The following is a 15,783-nucleotide window of genomic DNA, read 5'->3' as shown; positions in this document are numbered from 1 at the left end:
ACTTTGGGCTGCCCGGGGAACAGCGCTCCCGGTCATAATATATATGTATCTGCGCCTCAGCGGCGGCTGAGGCAGGTGTATCTGCGCCTCAGCGACGGCTGAGCCATGTGTATATGCGCCTCAGCGGCGGCTGAGGCGGCGGGCCAGGTCGTCGAGCTGTTCCAGGGTCTGGTAGTGGATCACCATGCGGCCGGTTTCGCCTTTCGGGTCGGCCTCCACTTCCACCTTCAGGCCGAGCGCCTGGGTGACATCGCGCTCGAAGGCCAGGGTATCGGCATCCTTGCGGGCCGGCTTGGCCGCAGGCGGCGGCGGCGCGGGCTCGGCCACCCCGGCCGAACGCGGGCGCGGACCGGCGCCGGCATTGCTGCTGCCGGCACGGCTGAGCTTGACCAGGTTTTCCGCCTCGCGCGCCGAGAGCTGGCCCTGGCGGATACGCAGGGCGATCTGCGAGGCCTGCGGATGGCCGATCAGCGGGCGCGCCTGGCCGGCGGTGATCTCGCCTTCGGAGATCATGCGCACGACATCCTCCGGCAATTGCAGCAGGCGCAGCGTATTGGCGATATGGGCGCGGCTCTTGCCCACCGCCTCGGCGATCATCTCGGTGGTATAGGCGAATTCATCGCGCAGGCGGCGATAGGCGGACGCTTCTTCGATGGCGTTCAGGTCTTCGCGCTGAACGTTTTCGATGATACCGATCTCGAGCGCCTGGCGGTCGTCGATCTCGCGCAGCACGGCAGGCACGGTATGCAGCTTGGCCAGCTGCGCCGCCCGCCAACGGCGTTCGCCGGCGATGATCTCATACACACCCGGCTTGCCGGCAGCGCGACGGATCACCAGCGGCTGCAGCACGCCGCGCTGCTTGATGGATTGCGCCAGGGTGGCCAGCGCATCGGCATCGAAAATCTTGCGCGGCTGATAGGGATTGGCGATCAGTTGCTCGATGGGATAGTCGCGCAGCGCCCCGCGCGGATCGGCGGCCGGCGCAGCAGCAGAGGCGGGCGCATCGCCCATCAGGGCTGCCAGGCCGCGGCCCAGACCTCTCGGCTTTTCCGGCAAGCGCTTCTTCGGATCGTCGATCATGTTTGCAAATCTTTTTCAGCTTCTAGGATTAAATCGGGCATCACCGCCAACCGTAGCAGATTGGCTGCCTCCGGCTTCAAAACGGGCGCCCTTCACGGCGGATATTTTCCAGCAGCATGCTGTCATGCCGATTGCGATCATCGGTATCGGATAAAGTGGCTATAAGCGGCGGCATGACCGCCTCAAGCCGCGTCGCGCAGGGCGCGTTCGCGGCGCATCACTTCGCGCGCCAGGGCCAGATAGGCGGTGGAGCCCGGGCAGCGCAGATCGTAGATCAGCGCCGGCACGCCATGGCTGGGGGCTTCCGACAGGCGGATGTTGCGCGGGATCACGGTGTCGTAAACCTTGTCGCCCAGGAAGCCGCGCACATCGGCGGCAACCTGCTCAGACAGGTTGTTGCGCTTGTCGAACATGGTGAGCACCACGCCCTGCACTTCGAGCGCCGGATTGAGCGAGGAGCGCACACGCTCCACCGTGCGCAGCAGCTGGCTCAAACCTTCCAGCGCGAAGAATTCGCATTGCAGCGGCACCAGCACCGCATCGGCCGCCGCCATGGCATTGACGGTGAGCAGGGTGAGCGAAGGCGGACAATCGATCAGCACATGATCGTAATCGAGATCGGCACCGGCGGCATCCAGCGCATCGGCCAGGCGATGCTGGCGGCGATCCAAATCCATCAGCTCCAGTTCGGCGCCGGACAATTCCATGGTGGCCGGAATGATCGAGAGATTGGGCACCTGGGTGGCATGGATGGTCTCGGCGAAGCTGGCCTCGCCGATCAGCAATTCATAGGTGCCCTGGCCGCGATCCTCATGGGCCACGCCCAGCCCGGTGGTGGCATTGCCCTGGGGGTCGCTGTCGATCAGCAGCACTTTTTCGCCCACCGCCGCCAGGGCGGTGGCCAGATTGATGGCCGTGGTGGTTTTGCCCACGCCGCCCTTCTGGTTGGCAATCGCCAACACCCGGGCCAGCCGCTGCGGCTGTGTCGCGGTATGTTCCATACCTGTACCTGTTCCGAACTCGTTCATTTCCGGCACAGCCCTTTGAGCCTGATGATCCGCCCAGCGGGGTCGCTGCGGCTTGGGATCATCTCCACGTGATCGATTGTCCAGGATTCCCGGGCGAGCGTCAATTCATCCTCGGCCTGGCGGCCTTTGGGAAACAGCAGCAGCGTATCCGGGCCCATGAAAGGCGCCGCCAGATCGAGCAATTCGGCCAACGAGGCCAGCGCGCGGGCGGAGATCACGGCAGGCACAGCCAGACTGGCAGGCTCCACCGCCTCGATCCGCTCAGCCCGCACAATGGCCGGCACATCCATCTGCCGCGCTGTCTCGCGCAAAAAGGTGGCCTTGCGGATATCGCTTTCGATCAGGGTGACCTGCCGGCCCATGGCGGCGATGACCAGACCGGGAAAACCGGCGCCGGAACCAAGATCGAGCCAGGGGCCGGGCGCATCGGCTGCCAACGGATAAAGCTGCGCGGAATCCAGGAAATGCCGGCGCCACAGATCGGGCAGGGTGTTGGGCGCCACCAGATTGATCGCCTTGGTCCATTTGACCAGCTGGGCGGCATAAATCCGCAGCCGGTCGAGTGTTTCACGTGAAACACCGGCTTCTGCGGCGAAGGTCTCGGGAGATAACGGGTTTTGGGCTGGGGATTGTTTCACGTGAAACACCGGCTGGAGGCTATGCCGGCAGTTTAGGGGATGTGTTTCACGTGAAACAGGGGTGCAGGGCCACTGCCCCCTTAAAACCGTCGCCCCCGGAATAAATCCGAGGGGGACGATCAGGGCAATCAGGCCGCCCGGCTGTCGCGGGCGCGCTTTTTCACATAGCCCAGCAGGGCGGACAGCGCCGCCGGCGTAACGCCGGAGATGCGGCCGGCCTGGCCCAGTGTAGCCGGGCGGGCTTGTTTGAGCTTCAGCCGCACCTCGGCGGACAGGCCGCCCACGGCGTCGAAATCCAGATCGGTGGGGATGGCCAGGCTTTCATCCTTGCGGAAAGCCAGGATATCGGCCTCCTGGCGCTCCATATAGCCGGCATAGCGGCCATCGATTTCGATCTGCTCGGCGATATCCGGGCGAAAACCCGCCAATTCAGGCCAGATTTCCGCCAGACGGGGCAGGTCCACGCCGGGATAGCCCAGCAACTGGGCCACCGACCGGACCTGGCCATCCTGGTTCACGTGAAGCCCGCGCTTGGCCAGCTCCGGCGGGCTGAGCCGCAGGCTCTGCGCCAGATGGCGGGCTTCGGCCAGAGCCTGGGCCTTGGCGCCAAAAGCCTGGGCGCGCGGCGAGGCCACGCAGCCGATCGCCAGGCCCAGCGGGGTGAGGCGCTGATCGGCATTGTCGGCCCGCAGGCTGAGGCGGTATTCCGCCCGGCTGGTGAACATGCGATAGGGCTCGCGGGTGCCCAAGGTCACCAGATCGTCCACCAGCACGCCGATATAGGCGTCGGCGCGGTCCAGGATGAAGGGCTCATAGGCGGCGCCCAGGCTGAGCGCGGCATTGATGCCGGCCATCAGGCCCTGGGCGGCGGCTTCTTCATAACCCGTGGTGCCATTGATCTGACCCGCGAAAAACAGCCCTTTTTGCAGCTTAGTTTCCAGGCTGGGCAGCAGGGCGCGGGGATCGACGAAATCATATTCGATGGCATAGCCGGGCCGCAGCATCACGGCATTTTCCAGGCCGGGAATGGTTTTCAGCAGGCCGAGCTGCACATCCCGGGGCAGGGAGGTGGAAATCCCGTTGGGATAGACCGTGTCGTCGTCCAGGCCTTCCGGCTCCAGGAAGATCTGATGCCGCTGTTTCCCGTGAAACCGCACGACTTTGTCTTCGATGGAGGGGCAGTAACGCGGGCCGGTGCCCTCGATCTGGCCGGAATACATCGGGGCGCGATGCAGATTCTCCCGGATCAGGGCATGGCCGGCTTCCGACGTATAGGTGATGCCGCATTGGATCTGCGGCACGGTGATACGGTCGGTCAGGAAGCTGAACGGCACCGGCGGATCGTCGGCCGCCTGCATTTCCAGCCCGGACCAGGCAATCGTGCGGCCATCCAGCCGCGGCGGGGTGCCGGTTTTCAGCCGTCCGAGCGGAAAACCTATACGCGCCAATGTTTTGGACAGGCCCAGGGCCGGCGCTTCGCCGACCCGGCCGGCGGGAATCTTCTCCTCGCCGATATGGATCAGGCCAGAGAGAAACGTGCCGGTGGTGAGGATCACCCGGGGCGCGGCGATGAAATCACCGTTTCCCGTGAAAACCCCCTTCAGCACGCCATCCTCGATGAGGAGATCTTCGGCGCCGCCGGCCATCAGGGTAAGATTGGGCTGCGCCGCCAGGATGGCCTGCATGGCCTGGCGATAGAGTTTGCGATCCGCCTGGCTGCGCGGGCCGCGCACGGCAGGGCCCTTGGATTTGTTGAGCATGCGGAACTGGATGCCGGCGGCATCGGCGGCCCGGCCCATCACGCCGTCCAGGGCATCGATCTCGCGCACCAGATGGCCCTTGGCCAGCCCGCCGATGGCCGGATTGCACGACATCTCGCCGATGGTTTCCAGCTTATGGGTGAGCAGCAGGGTGCGGGCGCCCAGGCGCGCCGAAGCGGCAGCCGCCTCGCAGCCGGCATGGCCGCCGCCGATCACGATAACATCGAAGGAATTAGCGCTCTGCGTCATGGCCGGGGGTTCTATCCCCAGGCCGCGCCGCCGTCAAAAGGAATCGCCTGCCTGCGGCATGGCCCCGGGGCATGGCGGCAGCTGTTTCACGTGAAACAAGCCGTCAGAGCAGGGTTTCCACCCCAGCCGCGCGGGCAGCGGCAACCAGCGCATTATCCAGGCTGGCCAGCGGCAGGCCACGGCGCAGAGCCAGTTCCAGATAGGCGGCATCGTAGACGGTGAGGCGATACTGCCGGGCCAAATCAAGCGCGGCCCGGCTGGTCATGGCAGGAAGCCCATCATCATCGGCCAAAGGATACCGCGCCAATTGCTTCAGCAGGAGCGGCCAGCGCGCAGGGTCGAGACGGCCTCGCCGCTCTGTCATGTAAAGCGCGTTGAGCACTTCACCATGCCAATGTACCGGCACCCAGGCCGTCCGCTCGCTCAGCGTGGCTTCCAGGTTATCCAAAACCTGATTACGCTCGTCGCCGAAACACCAAGCCACCGCCACCGAAGCATCCAATACGAAATCCGGCAGCATGGGTTAGAACCGGCGGCCTTCGTTGATCAGGTCTTTGATATTCAGCCCATCCAGCCGGTTTTCCTTCGCCAGCTCGCGCATCGTGGCGATGGCCTCGCGGATTTTTTCCTTGTCGCGCGCCGGACGATACGGCACCAGCTTCATCACCGCGCGGCCATGGCGGGTGATGACGATTTCCTCGCCCTGCTCCACGCGATCCATCAACTGGGCGAAATGGGTTTTGGCCTCGAAGGAACCGACGCGGGTTTCGCCCTCGGGTGCCGGGACATGGCGGGGCGAGACATAAGCGGCTTTCTGATCGGACATGGGATGCCTCCTGGGAATGGCTGTGGCCTGGGTTGTAGCCTGGGCTTTAGCCGGGGCTGTAGCTGTGGATTGTTTCACGTGAAACAGCGCGGCCAGGCCGTCATGCCCGGAACAAGCCCGGGCATGATGATGAGATAACGCTGTTTCACGTGAAACAACTAGTTTAAACTAGTCTGAACTGGTTTAAATTACAAGCTCTATTTGACAAGAGACTGACTGGATCGCTACCGACGCAGCAATCCCGACCTTGACGATCCAGCCCATCCGCAAGCTTGCCGCCGAGCATCGCCTCACGGTCTACGGCGCCGCCTATCTCGAACTGGCGCGGCGCCACGGTCTGCTGCTGGCGGAACTTGGTCTGCTGCTGGCGGCACTTGCTCTGCTGCTGGCGACACTGGCTGCCGACCTGGCCGCCGCCGCGCAGGCCATGCGTTTGCCGCTATTGCGGCTCGACTGATACTAGGCCAAGGTCGCTGACATGAGCATCCATCTCGCCGGCATTCAGCGCTTTCCCGTGAAGGGCCTTTCACCGCAGCCGCTGGATAGCGCGCAGCTCGGCCAGGATGCGCCGCTGCCCGGCGACCGCCGCTTCGCGCTGGCCCATGGCGCCTCGGCTTTCGATGCGGCCCAGCCGGCCTGGCAGAAGAAAGCGCATTTCCTCAATGGCGCGCGCAATCCCGCTCTTGCCAAACTGAAGGCCAGCTATGACGAAAGCGGCACGCGGATCAGCCTGGCAAGCAATGGCGCATCGCTGCTGGAAGATGCCGATCTGCTGAAGCCGGAAGGCCGCGCGGCCCTGGCCGACGCGCTGTTGCCGCTATTCGAACGCGAGGCACGCGGCAAGCTGATGGTGGCGGTGGCGCCGGGCGTGAGCTTCGCCGATGTGCAGCCGGGCTACCTCTCGATCCAGAACCGCGCCAGCCTGGATGATTTTTCCGACAAGCTGGGGCAATACGTGGATGCGCGGCGCATGCGCGGCAATCTGCTGCTGGAAGGCGCGCCGGCCTGGGATGAAATGCATTGGCCCGGCCGGCGCTTCCGGCTTGGCGGCGCGGAATTGGACGTGGTGGAAATCATCGGCCGCTGCGCCAACACCACGCTCAACCCCGATAGCGGCGAACGCGACATCGAAACCCTGGATGGCCTGCAACGGTTTTATGGCCATACCGATTGCGGCGTTTATGCCCGCGTGACCAAGCCCGGCCGCATCATGGTGGGCGACAGCCTCACGGAAATCTGACGGCCATGGCAAGCCAGCGGCATTTCCTCGAACGCTATACCGCCGATGGGCGGGTGAAGCTGTCCTATGTCGATTTCAATCCGGACAGGAAGCAGGGCGAGATTCTGCTCTGCCTGCATGGCCGCTCCGGCTCGGCGCGCAACTTCGCCGGCCTGGCGAAAGCGCTGGCGCCGGATTGGCGCGTGATCGGCCTGGATCAGCGCGGCCATGGCTGGAGCGACCAGCCGGAGACCGCGCAAGCCGGCGGTATCCGCGATGCCTTCGTGGCCGACGCGATGGCTTTGCTGGACCAGCTTGCGCCCGGCCGGCCGGTGGCTGTGCTCGGCCATTCCATGGGCGGCATCAATGCCTATCATCTGGCGGCGAAACATCCCGCCCGGGTGAAGGCACTGATCGTGGAAGATATCGGCGCGCGCCTGCTGGGCCAGGCGCCTGCCATCGAGCCCTGGCCGTTGCGCTGGGACAGCCTGGCCGAAATGATCGCCTTCATGCAGGCCAGTCCGTTCGGCCTGGCGCCGCTGCTGCTGGACAGCATCGTGGAGCATGAAGATGGCTGGGGCTTCCGCTTCGAGGATGCCTGGTATGAGCGCCAGATCCGCCCCGGCCTGCATGGCGATTTCAGCGCGGCCTGGGCGGCGGTTGCCTGCCCGGTGCTGCTGCTGCATGGCGGCAAGAGCTGGGCGGTGAGCGCCGACGAGATCGCCCGCATGGCGGCGCTCAATCCGCATTGCCAGGTGCTGCGCTTCCCCGAGGCCGGCCATATCATCCACGACGACGCGCCGGCGCAATTCGCCCAGGCCGTGCGGGATTTCCTGCTGGCAAGCAGCGGCGCCTAGAGCGGATCGCCCTCCAGCCGGGCATAAAGCAGGCTGTCGCGCCATGTGCCGCGCACCAGGAAATTCTCGCGCAGCCGGCCTTCGCATCGGAAGCCATGGGATGCCAGCAATTTCTGCGCGGCGAGATTATCCGCATCGGTAAGCGCGGCCAGGCGATGCAGCCCGAGATCGTCGAAGCCGAACCGCGCCAGCGCCGCCATCGCCTCGCCGGCATAGCCCTGGCGCCAATGATCGCTATCCACCGAGATGGCGATATTGCCCTGGCGATGCTCGGGCGAAGCAATGGTGAAGCGCGCGGTGCCGATCGGCAGGCCGAGTACCGCATGCTCCAGGCAGAAATGCCAATCGCCCTGCCCCATATTGGCCAGCCGCGCCTCCAGAAACGCCTCGATCAGATCGGCGGTCATCTCCGGCCCCGGCAGATAGCGCCAGAAAGCCGGCCGCACCGCAAAAGCCTGCAGGTAAGGCAGATCGTCGGCCTTGAAACCGCGCAGGCACAGGCGCGGGGTTTGCAGTTCGGGGTGTTCGTCGGTCATGTGCATGCTCAAAACGGCTTGGTCAGCATCAAAGCATAGATCGCCAGCAATGCAATAAAGGCCGGCCAGCCCAAGCCGAACCACAGGCGGAAATAGCGCCGATACAGCGGCGGCGGCTCCTGCCCGCTGGCTGCCGCCTGCACCGCCATGGCGCAAAGCCGGATTTGCAGCCACACCACCGGCGCCCAGCACAGGAAGGCCAGCGCATACAGCCCATAGGTCGCCAGCAGCCAGCCGGCATCGAAGGCATGGCCGCCCAGATGGATCAGCGCCAGGCCGCTCAGCGGCTGCACCAGACCGGACGTACCGGTGAAAATCCAATCGGCGGTCACTGCGATGCGCAGCACACCGGCCCGGCCCGGCCAATCCCGGATCAGCCAATGTGCGCCCCACAGAAAGAACGCGATGCCGATGCCGGTGCCGAACAGGATCGCGGCGCCCAGCAGATGCAGGTATTTCACGATGAAAAACGCTTCGATCACCGATCCTCCTCCCAGGCTGCATCCACCAGGATCAGCACCAGGATCGGTAGGTTCTTCAACAGCGGCCCCAAAGGCTCCAGCCAGAGATCCGGCTGCGCGATGCTCAGCACCAGGCTATAGCCCAGCACCACGGCAGCCTGCATGGCGGCGCGCGCGAAGGCATCGCCCCAACGCCGCAGCAGCGCCAGCGCCAATCCGATATCCAGCACGCAGAAAGCATACAGCAGCGGCGCATGGGCGACTTCCGGCAGACCCAGCAGGGCGCGCACCGGGGCGGTGGCCGATGGCTCGGCCAGCAAACCGATCAGGCCTGACAACAACCACAGCAGCACCAGGGCGGCGCGGGCCAGCGGCCGCAGGAAATACAGACGCGCCTGCCAGCGTTCGGCAGTATGCGAAGGCTGCAAAGCCAAAGCATCGGCAAAGCGCAGATGCGGATGCTGGATGGTTTGCAGCCAGGTGCTGGCATCGCCTGCCGCGCCATGCTGCAATTGCCGCAACGAGGTCTGACTGATCGGTCCGCTGCCCAGCCTGTCGCCCAGCCAACCGGCCAGATGCAGCAGCCGCATCGGCAGGCACAGCACCGGCGCCGGCGGCAGATCCAGCCAGGCGCGCCAGGCCAGTACCATCTCGCGCAGACTCAACCGCTCCGGCCCGCCGGGTTCGAAAACCCGATGCCTTAGCGCGGGCCGTTGCAGGCATTCGGCGATGCCGGCGGCCAGGTCTTCGGCATGGATGGGATGGAAGGCCATCGCGCCATCGCCGGGCAAAGCCACACAGCCGGGCAGCCCGGCCAGGCCGCGCATCAGGCTGGTGCCGCCATAACTGCCCTGGTGATAGACCAGTGAGGGCCGCAGGATCAGCCAGTCCAGATCGTCGCGCCCGCGCAGCCAGGCCTCGGCGGCGGCCTTGCTGCGAGCATAATCGGTGCCCGCCGCGTCATCGGCGCCGGCTGCCGAAATATGGATCACCCGCCGCACGCCCAACCGCGCGCAAGCCGTATACAGCGCCGCTGGGCCATCCCGATGCACCGCATCGATGCCGGCACCGCGCAGCAGGCCGGCGGCATTCACCACCGCGTCGATCCCAGCCAGGCGTGGCAACCAGGCCGCCGGATCGGTGTCGCGGGCCAGATCGATGGCCATGGTCTCGACCTGGGCCTCGGCCTGGGGAAACCGCCGCCGCGCCCGTTCCGGCTCCTTGACGGCCAGCACCAGCGCATGCCCTTCGCTCAACAGCCGCGCCGCCACATGCCGCCCGATAAACCCGGTCCCGCCCAGCAGAAGAATACGCATGCGATTGTCTGGCCTCAGGCGGCGCGATGGATATCCGGCTTTACCGCCAAGGTTACTTTAAGCCCGGCCCGGCTTGCCAGGTTGATCAGGCTGTCGAGGCTGAAATTGGCGATCTTGCCGCGCAGCAAATCGTTCAGCCGAGGCTGCGTGATGCCCAGTCGCCGCGCCGCCTCGGCCTGGGTCACTTTCCAGCCGCGCACCCGCTGCTCGATAGCGATCAGCAATTCCGACCGCATCGCCATGCTGGCGGACTCCGCCGGCGTATCGGACAGCGCATCCCAGATAGTCTCGAAGCGTTGACGCTGCATGGTTGCCTGGGCGGATTTCCGATGCCTGCGAATATCAGCAAGAAGCGCGCGGGTTTGCAGCTCTGTCCGCTTGCGGCTGGTTGCCGGCAACGTGGCACGCAATGCCTCATAGGCTTTCGCCATAACGCCCCCTGAAATCAACGACCGATCAACGCCCGCAACTTTATCGAGATTATTTCGAGACAAGGCAGATTTCCAATACTAATAATTATGCCATGGCAAATACTCGGCGACCGGCGATCTTTAAAAAGAAATTGTGTGGGCATGTTGCTCTTGCAGGAATAGCGGCTGCTATCCTGCTGGCGCTTTCTTTTGCTCTTGATTGGCCGCATAGCTCCGTCAGTACTGAAAAATACCGCCAATATAAACTAGCAAAAAACGCTGATCCCAGAGATCAAGATGCTGCCCGCGAATCACGCGTTTGGCTCGGTCGGGTTCTTGAAGCGGGGCGGCCCGAAGTTGCTAACAAGAAAGATGAGGCAGCTAAGCCAGATTCCGAGGAATACACCACGGCCCTAGACCTCAGCGCTCAATGGTCAACCGCAATTGCGGCGGCAGAGATGGTTGAGCTTACACGGCTGCAACTCTTGTTCGGTTTGGCCGGGCTGATAGGACTGGGATTTACGATATATTACGCGCGTAAAGGAGCTGACGCCGCCATCAGTGCGGCGAAGGCCGGTGCCGATGGCGCTACAGCCGCCATAAACGCTGCCACTGCTGCAGCAGAGAGTTTGCGTATATCAAAACTCTCTGAGCGACCGTGGATTGGTGTCGAAATCGAACCTCTGCAGATATTTGACCAGAACAACGCAAAAATAGAGTTTAAGATCGTCAATTATGGGCGACTGCCAGCGATCATTGATGAAAGCAACATCGGCATTAATTATGGAAGAGTGCCTGAGGTACCAATCTTGGATGTTTTGCTTCAAATATCCATTGGCCCGGAATCCCAAACCAAGACTCTAGAAAGCTATCCGCCTCAGAATTTGCAGTTCAAACCCGTCTATTTTTACCGCGCGAGTGAAGATAGGGATATATATCTGTACTCCAAAAACGAGCCCATTCTTAGCCCAAATGAAAATATCTATTTTTATGCTGTGATCGGCTATCGCAGTGTAACGGGCGAGCGGGGCATTAGTAGCTTCTGCTGGCGATACGAAATCATGTCCGAGCAGTGGGTAAAGCACGGCAATGACATATTAAATTTTATGAGATAGCACCTCATCGGTCAGTCCCGACCGTAGGTGCGCCTGCTACCTAATCCCCCTCACTTCCCGATACAGAAATCGCGGAACACAATGTCGAGCATGTCTTCCACGCCGACGCGGCCGGTGATGCGGCCCAGGCTGCGGGCGGCCAGGCGGATATCCTCTGCGGCCAACTCGGCGTCTGGCGCGCCGCCTGCGAGAAAACGATCCAGCGCGGCCAGGCAGGCGGTGAGCGCCTCACGGTGGCGGGCGCGGGTGAGTTGCGCCGAGCCGGTGAGGCCGTAGCGGGCGGCGACTTCTTTTTCCAACGCGGCCAGCACCGCATCCAGCCCGGCGCCGGTTTCGGCCGAAACCGGCAGCAGCGGGCGGCCCTGATAGCTGGCATCCGCAGGCAGCGGGGTGAGGTCGGTCTTGTTGGCGATCAGCAGCGTATCCGCGTCGATCAGGGCGGCGATGTCCGGCGGGATCGCCAATCCCGAGCCAGCCCATTGCGTGGCATCCAGCAGGATCAGTTTCAGGTCGGCCTCGGCGGCACGCGCCAGGGCGCGGCGCACGCCCTCGCTTTCGATGCGGTCGGCGCTGTCGCGCAGGCCCGCCGTATCGGCCAGCAGCACCGGATAGCCGCCCAGATCCAGCCGCACCTCGATGATATCCCGCGTGGTGCCGGCGATATCGGACACGATGGCCGCCTCGCGCCGGGCCAGCCGGTTGAGCAGGCTGGACTTGCCGGCATTGGGCGGGCCGAGGATCACCACCGCCACGCCCTCGCGCAGGCGCTCGCCGCGCCGGTTATCCGCCAGATGATCCGCGATGGCATTTCGTAACACTGTTATTTCCGGGCGCACGGCGGCGGCCACGCCTTCCGGCAGGTCCTCGTCGGGAAAGTCGATATCGGCTTCCAGATGGGCCAGGGCGCGCATCAGCGCGGCCCGCCAGCCCTCATCATACAGCCGGCCCAGTTCGCCCTGCATCTGGCGCAGACCCTGGCGGCGCTGGGCCTCGGTTTCGGCATGGATCAGGTCGGCGATGCCCTCGGCGGCCGTCAGGTCCAGCTTGCCATGCTCAAACGCCCGGCGGCTGAATTCGCCCGGCTCGGCCAGGCGCAGGCCAGGGATTTCAGCCAACGCCTTGAGGATCGCAGCCAAAACCGCGCGGCCGCCATGGATATGCAATTCGGCCACATCCTCGCCGGTGAAACTGCCCGGCCCGGGAAACCACAGCACCAGAGCATCGTCCAGCGCCTCGCCGGCAGCATCGCGCAGGGTGGCGCGGGTGGCGACGCGAGGCCGGGGCAGAGCATGCGGAAGGGCCTTACCCGTGAGGGCGGTAAGCGCCGCGCCGGCCTGCGCGCCGCTCAGCCGGATCACCGCCAGCCCGGCCGGCCCCGGCGCCGTGGACGGCGCATAGATCGTCTCGGCCGGCACGGTGGCTTATTTCGGTTTCTTGAGCGGCGGGCCGTCTTCCGGCGTCAGCATCAGGCGCTCCACCCGGCCGCCATTCACCACATGGGTGGTGAGGATTTCCTCTACATCCTCGATGCTATGCGGGCGATACCACACGCCCTCGGGATAGATCACCATGGCCGGGCCCACTTCGCAGCGCTCCAGGCAGCCGGCCTGGTTGATGCGCACGTCATACAGCCCCAGCTCCTTGGCGCGCGCCTTCATGTAGTTGCGCAGCTGATCGGCGCCCTTGTCCTTGCAGCAACCACGCGGATGCCCGGCGGGCCGTTCGTTGTTGCACATGAATACATGGGCGCGGAAATACGGCTCCGGGTCCGCCATCTTCTTGTGCTGGGCTGGATCGACGCTCGCTTCTTGGCTCACTTCTTGCCGCTCCCGCTGCTGCCGCCATTGCCATTGCCCGAAGATGCCGCATTGCCGAATTGCGACAGGAAAAACCGCTGAATCTGCTCCAGGCTTTGCAGCCCCATGGGCGCCCAGGTTTTCAGCAGCACTTCCGGATCCATCGCGTTGAGCGAATTCATCACCCGCTCCTGCACCTGGCCCATCATCGCCTGTTGCAGCGGCTGCACATCGGGCAGACCAAGGAAAGCGCGGGCTTCCTCTGGCGTACAATCGACATTGACTGTTATCTTCATGCTCCGCTCCAGGTGAAACGACCAGCTTCGATCAATAGCATGACGGAGCATGCCTTGTCAGGAACAGCCATGTCGGAAATCGCGCCCGATCCACTGCCGGACCCCCGGACCGATCTGGACCGCAACATGCTGGAGCATGCCGCCTCGCCCTATCTGCTGCAGCACAAGGACAATCCGGTGCATTGGCAGCTCTGGGGGCCGGCAACCCTGGCCGCCGCCCAGGCCGCCAACAAGCCGATCCTGCTCAGCGTGGGTTATGCCGCCTGCCATTGGTGCCATGTGATGGCCCATGAAAGCTTCGAGAATCCGGCTATTGCCGCGTTGATGAACCGGCTTTTCGTGAATATCAAGGTAGACCGCGAGGAACGCCCGGATATCGACGCGATCTACATGAACGCGCTGCATCTGCTGGGCGAACAAGGCGGCTGGCCGCTCACCATGTTCCTCACCCCCGATGGCGCACCGTTCTGGGGCGGCACGTATTTCCCGCCCGAAAGCCGCTATGGCCGGCCGGGCTTTCCCGATGTGCTGCAAAAGGTGTTCGAGGCCTGGCGCGACAAGCCCGAGGCGGTGAACAAGAACAAGACCATGCTGCTGCGGGCTTTGCGCGAGTCCGCCCGGCCGCAGAATGCCGAAAGCATCGTGATCGATGCCGGTATTCTCGACCAGGTGGCCGAGCAATTGCACGGCCATGTGGATCCCGAACATGGCGGCATCGGCGGCGCGCCGAAATTTCCGCAAAGCGGTTTGTTCGATCTGCTCTGGGCCGCTTATCTGCGCAGCGGCAATGCAGGCTATCGCCATGCCGTGCTGAACACCGCCGCGCAAATGGCGCAGGGCGGCATCTACGATCACCTGGCCGGCGGCTTCGCGCGCTATTCCACCGACGCCGAATGGCTGGCGCCGCATTTCGAAAAGATGCTCTACGACAATGCTCAATTACTGGAGCATTTCGCGCTTCTGGATGCGGGGCTGGATGGAGAAGCCGAAAGCCCGCTGCTGCGCCAGCGCATTTATGAAACGGTAAACTGGTTGCGCGCCGAAATGCTGCAACCAAGCCAGGCCTTCGCCGCCGCGCTGGATGCGGATTCCGAAGGCGAGGAAGGAAAATTCTATGTGTGGCAGGCAGCCGAAATCGAAGCCGTGCTGCACAAGGCGGGATTCAAAGCCACCGAAATCGCCGCCTTCCGCGCCGCCTATGACGTGACCGATCACGGCAATTGGGAAGAAAAAACCATCCTGCGTCGCTCGCTTGCCCCGCAATTCGGCGATGCCGCGCAGGAAGCCATGCTGGCCCGCGCCCGCGCCGCCTTGAAGGCCATGCGCGATACCCGCATCCGCCCGGGGCTGGATGATAAGATCCTCACCGACTGGAACGGCCTGATCATCGCCGCCCTGGCCAAGCTTGCGCGGCAATACAAACAGCCCGATTGGCTGGCGCTGGCGGAGCATGCCTATGGCTTCATCGTCACCGCGATGGCACGCGAGGGCGACCGGCTCGGCCATAGCTGGCGCGATGGCAAGCTGGTTTTTCCCGGCCTGCTGGAAGATTACGCCAACATGGCGCGCGCCGCCCTGGCACTGCATGAAGCCACCGGCAAGGCGGCCTATCTCGACAATGCCATCGATTGGGTGAAGCGGCTGGATGCCGATTATGCCGATCGCGTGCATGGCGGCTATTTCCAAACCGCGCGCGATGCCGAAACCCTGGTGGCCCGCCTGCGCAATTGCACGGATAATGCCGTGCCCGCCGGCAATGGCACGCTGGTCGGTATATTCGCCCGGCTGTGGTATCTCACCGGCGATGCCGATTGGCGCGACAGAACGGAAAGCCAGATCGCGGCTTTCTCCGGCGAGGCGGCGCGCAACTTCTTTCCGATGGCGGCATTTCTCAATGGCTGCGATTTTTATGCCCATGCGGTGCAGGTGGCGATCATCGGCCAACGCGGCCAGCCCGATACCGAGGCGATGATCGACGCTGCCTATGCAATGTCGCTACCGCATCGTGTGTTACAGGTCGTGCCGCCCGATGCCGCGCTGCCGCCCAGCCATCCGGCGCACGGCAAGACGCAACTGGGCAAGATGCAGCAGAATAATAGCGCCACGGCTTATGTCTGCGTCGGCATGAGCTGCGGCCTGCCGGCTTCTGACGCCGCCGGCCTCACCGCGCAATTGCGCGCGACACGGCGGGTTTGA

The 15,783-nt window shown here is 64.1% G+C and carries 18 protein-coding genes; 5 read left to right on the top strand and 13 right to left on the bottom strand.

Annotated elements, in window-relative coordinates; all coding sequences use genetic code 11:
• Positions 1-120: 120 nt before the first annotated feature.
• From KF827_RS03170 to KF827_RS03145, 6 genes are all read right to left on the bottom strand, one after another.
• Positions 121-1,080: a ParB/RepB/Spo0J family partition protein gene (locus KF827_RS03170; RefSeq protein WP_290999936.1), complete on the bottom strand. Its 960-nt coding sequence runs from the start codon at positions 1,078-1,080 to the stop codon at positions 121-123.
• A 182-nt stretch (positions 1,081-1,262) separates the two neighbouring features.
• Positions 1,263-2,081, bottom strand: coding sequence for a ParA family protein (locus tag KF827_RS03165; protein ID WP_290999933.1), 819 nt, complete (start codon positions 2,079-2,081; stop codon positions 1,263-1,265).
• 23 nt (positions 2,082-2,104) lie between these two features.
• Positions 2,105-2,746 (bottom strand): 16S rRNA (guanine(527)-N(7))-methyltransferase RsmG, encoded by a 642-nt coding sequence (gene rsmG, locus KF827_RS03160; RefSeq protein WP_290999930.1) that lies wholly within the window; start codon positions 2,744-2,746, stop codon positions 2,105-2,107.
• A gap of 128 nt (positions 2,747-2,874) precedes the next feature.
• Positions 2,875-4,755, bottom strand: a complete 1,881-nt coding sequence (gene mnmG / locus KF827_RS03155) for a tRNA uridine-5-carboxymethylaminomethyl(34) synthesis enzyme MnmG (RefSeq protein ID WP_290999913.1) — start codon at positions 4,753-4,755, stop codon at positions 2,875-2,877.
• A gap of 103 nt (positions 4,756-4,858) precedes the next feature.
• Complete coding sequence (locus KF827_RS03150; RefSeq protein ID WP_290999908.1) at positions 4,859-5,275, bottom strand: type II toxin-antitoxin system VapC family toxin; 417 nt, start codon at positions 5,273-5,275, stop codon at positions 4,859-4,861.
• Positions 5,276-5,278: 3 nt separating this feature from the next.
• Positions 5,279-5,581 (bottom strand): type II toxin-antitoxin system prevent-host-death family antitoxin, encoded by a 303-nt coding sequence (locus KF827_RS03145; RefSeq protein WP_290999905.1) that lies wholly within the window; start codon positions 5,579-5,581, stop codon positions 5,279-5,281.
• Between the two features lie 247 nt (positions 5,582-5,828).
• Between KF827_RS03145 and KF827_RS03140 the strand changes: the two genes are divergently transcribed.
• The 3 genes from KF827_RS03140 to KF827_RS03130 are packed head-to-tail and all read left to right on the top strand — an operon-like array spanning position 5,829 to position 7,657.
• Positions 5,829-6,038: a hypothetical protein gene (locus tag KF827_RS03140; RefSeq protein ID WP_290999903.1), complete on the top strand. Its 210-nt coding sequence runs from the start codon at positions 5,829-5,831 to the stop codon at positions 6,036-6,038.
• Between the two features lie 21 nt (positions 6,039-6,059).
• A complete protein-coding gene (locus KF827_RS03135; protein ID WP_290999891.1) occupies positions 6,060-6,821 on the top strand; it encodes an MOSC domain-containing protein in 762 nt (253 codons plus the stop codon).
• 5 nt (positions 6,822-6,826) lie between these two features.
• Positions 6,827-7,657 carry an alpha/beta hydrolase gene (locus tag KF827_RS03130; RefSeq protein WP_290999888.1) on the top strand — a complete coding sequence of 277 codons (831 nt, stop codon included), beginning with the start codon at positions 6,827-6,829 and terminating at the stop codon, positions 7,655-7,657.
• On the opposite strand, the gene KF827_RS03125 is transcribed toward KF827_RS03130, so the two are convergent.
• The 4 genes from KF827_RS03125 to KF827_RS03110 are packed head-to-tail and all read right to left on the bottom strand — an operon-like array spanning position 7,654 to position 10,401.
• Entirely contained in the window at positions 7,654-8,193 is a 540-nt protein-coding gene (locus KF827_RS03125; protein ID WP_290999883.1) for a GNAT family protein, read from the bottom strand. The two genes, KF827_RS03130 and KF827_RS03125, sit on opposite strands and share 4 nt — an antisense overlap.
• Before the next feature lie 8 nt (positions 8,194-8,201).
• The gene (locus tag KF827_RS03120; RefSeq protein ID WP_290999880.1) at positions 8,202-8,675 is read right to left on the bottom strand and encodes a DUF2269 domain-containing protein; all 474 of its coding nucleotides are present in this window, start codon (positions 8,673-8,675) and stop codon (positions 8,202-8,204) included.
• Complete coding sequence (locus KF827_RS03115; protein WP_290999877.1) at positions 8,672-9,970, bottom strand: SDR family oxidoreductase; 1,299 nt, start codon at positions 9,968-9,970, stop codon at positions 8,672-8,674. Before KF827_RS03115 ends, KF827_RS03120 begins: the two co-directional genes overlap by 4 nt.
• 14 nt (positions 9,971-9,984) lie before the next feature.
• Entirely contained in the window at positions 9,985-10,401 is a 417-nt protein-coding gene (locus KF827_RS03110; RefSeq protein ID WP_290999874.1) for an XRE family transcriptional regulator, read from the bottom strand.
• Positions 10,402-10,493: 92 nt separating this feature from the next.
• Between KF827_RS03110 and KF827_RS03105 the strand changes: the two genes are divergently transcribed.
• Positions 10,494-11,495, top strand: coding sequence for a hypothetical protein (locus tag KF827_RS03105; RefSeq protein WP_290999871.1), 1,002 nt, complete (start codon positions 10,494-10,496; stop codon positions 11,493-11,495).
• A gap of 50 nt (positions 11,496-11,545) precedes the next feature.
• Here KF827_RS03105 and mnmE read toward each other — a convergent pair whose 3' ends face one another.
• Genes mnmE through KF827_RS03090 form a run of 3 tightly spaced genes read right to left on the bottom strand, consistent with a single transcriptional unit; the run spans position 11,546 to position 13,587 of the window.
• Positions 11,546-12,910: a tRNA uridine-5-carboxymethylaminomethyl(34) synthesis GTPase MnmE gene (mnmE, locus tag KF827_RS03100; protein ID WP_290999862.1), complete on the bottom strand. Its 1,365-nt coding sequence runs from the start codon at positions 12,908-12,910 to the stop codon at positions 11,546-11,548.
• Positions 12,911-12,916: 6 nt separating this feature from the next.
• Positions 12,917-13,270 carry a (2Fe-2S) ferredoxin domain-containing protein gene (locus tag KF827_RS03095; protein ID WP_291000161.1) on the bottom strand — a complete coding sequence of 118 codons (354 nt, stop codon included), beginning with the start codon at positions 13,268-13,270 and terminating at the stop codon, positions 12,917-12,919.
• A 38-nt stretch (positions 13,271-13,308) separates the two neighbouring features.
• Positions 13,309-13,587, bottom strand: a complete 279-nt coding sequence (locus tag KF827_RS03090; protein WP_290999858.1) for a DUF6489 family protein — start codon at positions 13,585-13,587, stop codon at positions 13,309-13,311.
• Positions 13,588-13,656: 69 nt separating this feature from the next.
• On the opposite strand from KF827_RS03090, the gene KF827_RS03085 reads away from it, so the two are divergent.
• Positions 13,657-15,783, top strand: coding sequence for a thioredoxin domain-containing protein (locus KF827_RS03085; RefSeq protein WP_290999855.1), 2,127 nt, complete (start codon positions 13,657-13,659; stop codon positions 15,781-15,783).

This window comes from Ferrovibrio sp., assembly GCF_019636075.1.
Classification (GTDB): domain Bacteria; phylum Pseudomonadota; class Alphaproteobacteria; order Ferrovibrionales; family Ferrovibrionaceae; genus Ferrovibrio.
Note: the sequence above shows the minus strand (reverse complement) of the source record. Positions and strands in the feature narration are given on the sequence as shown.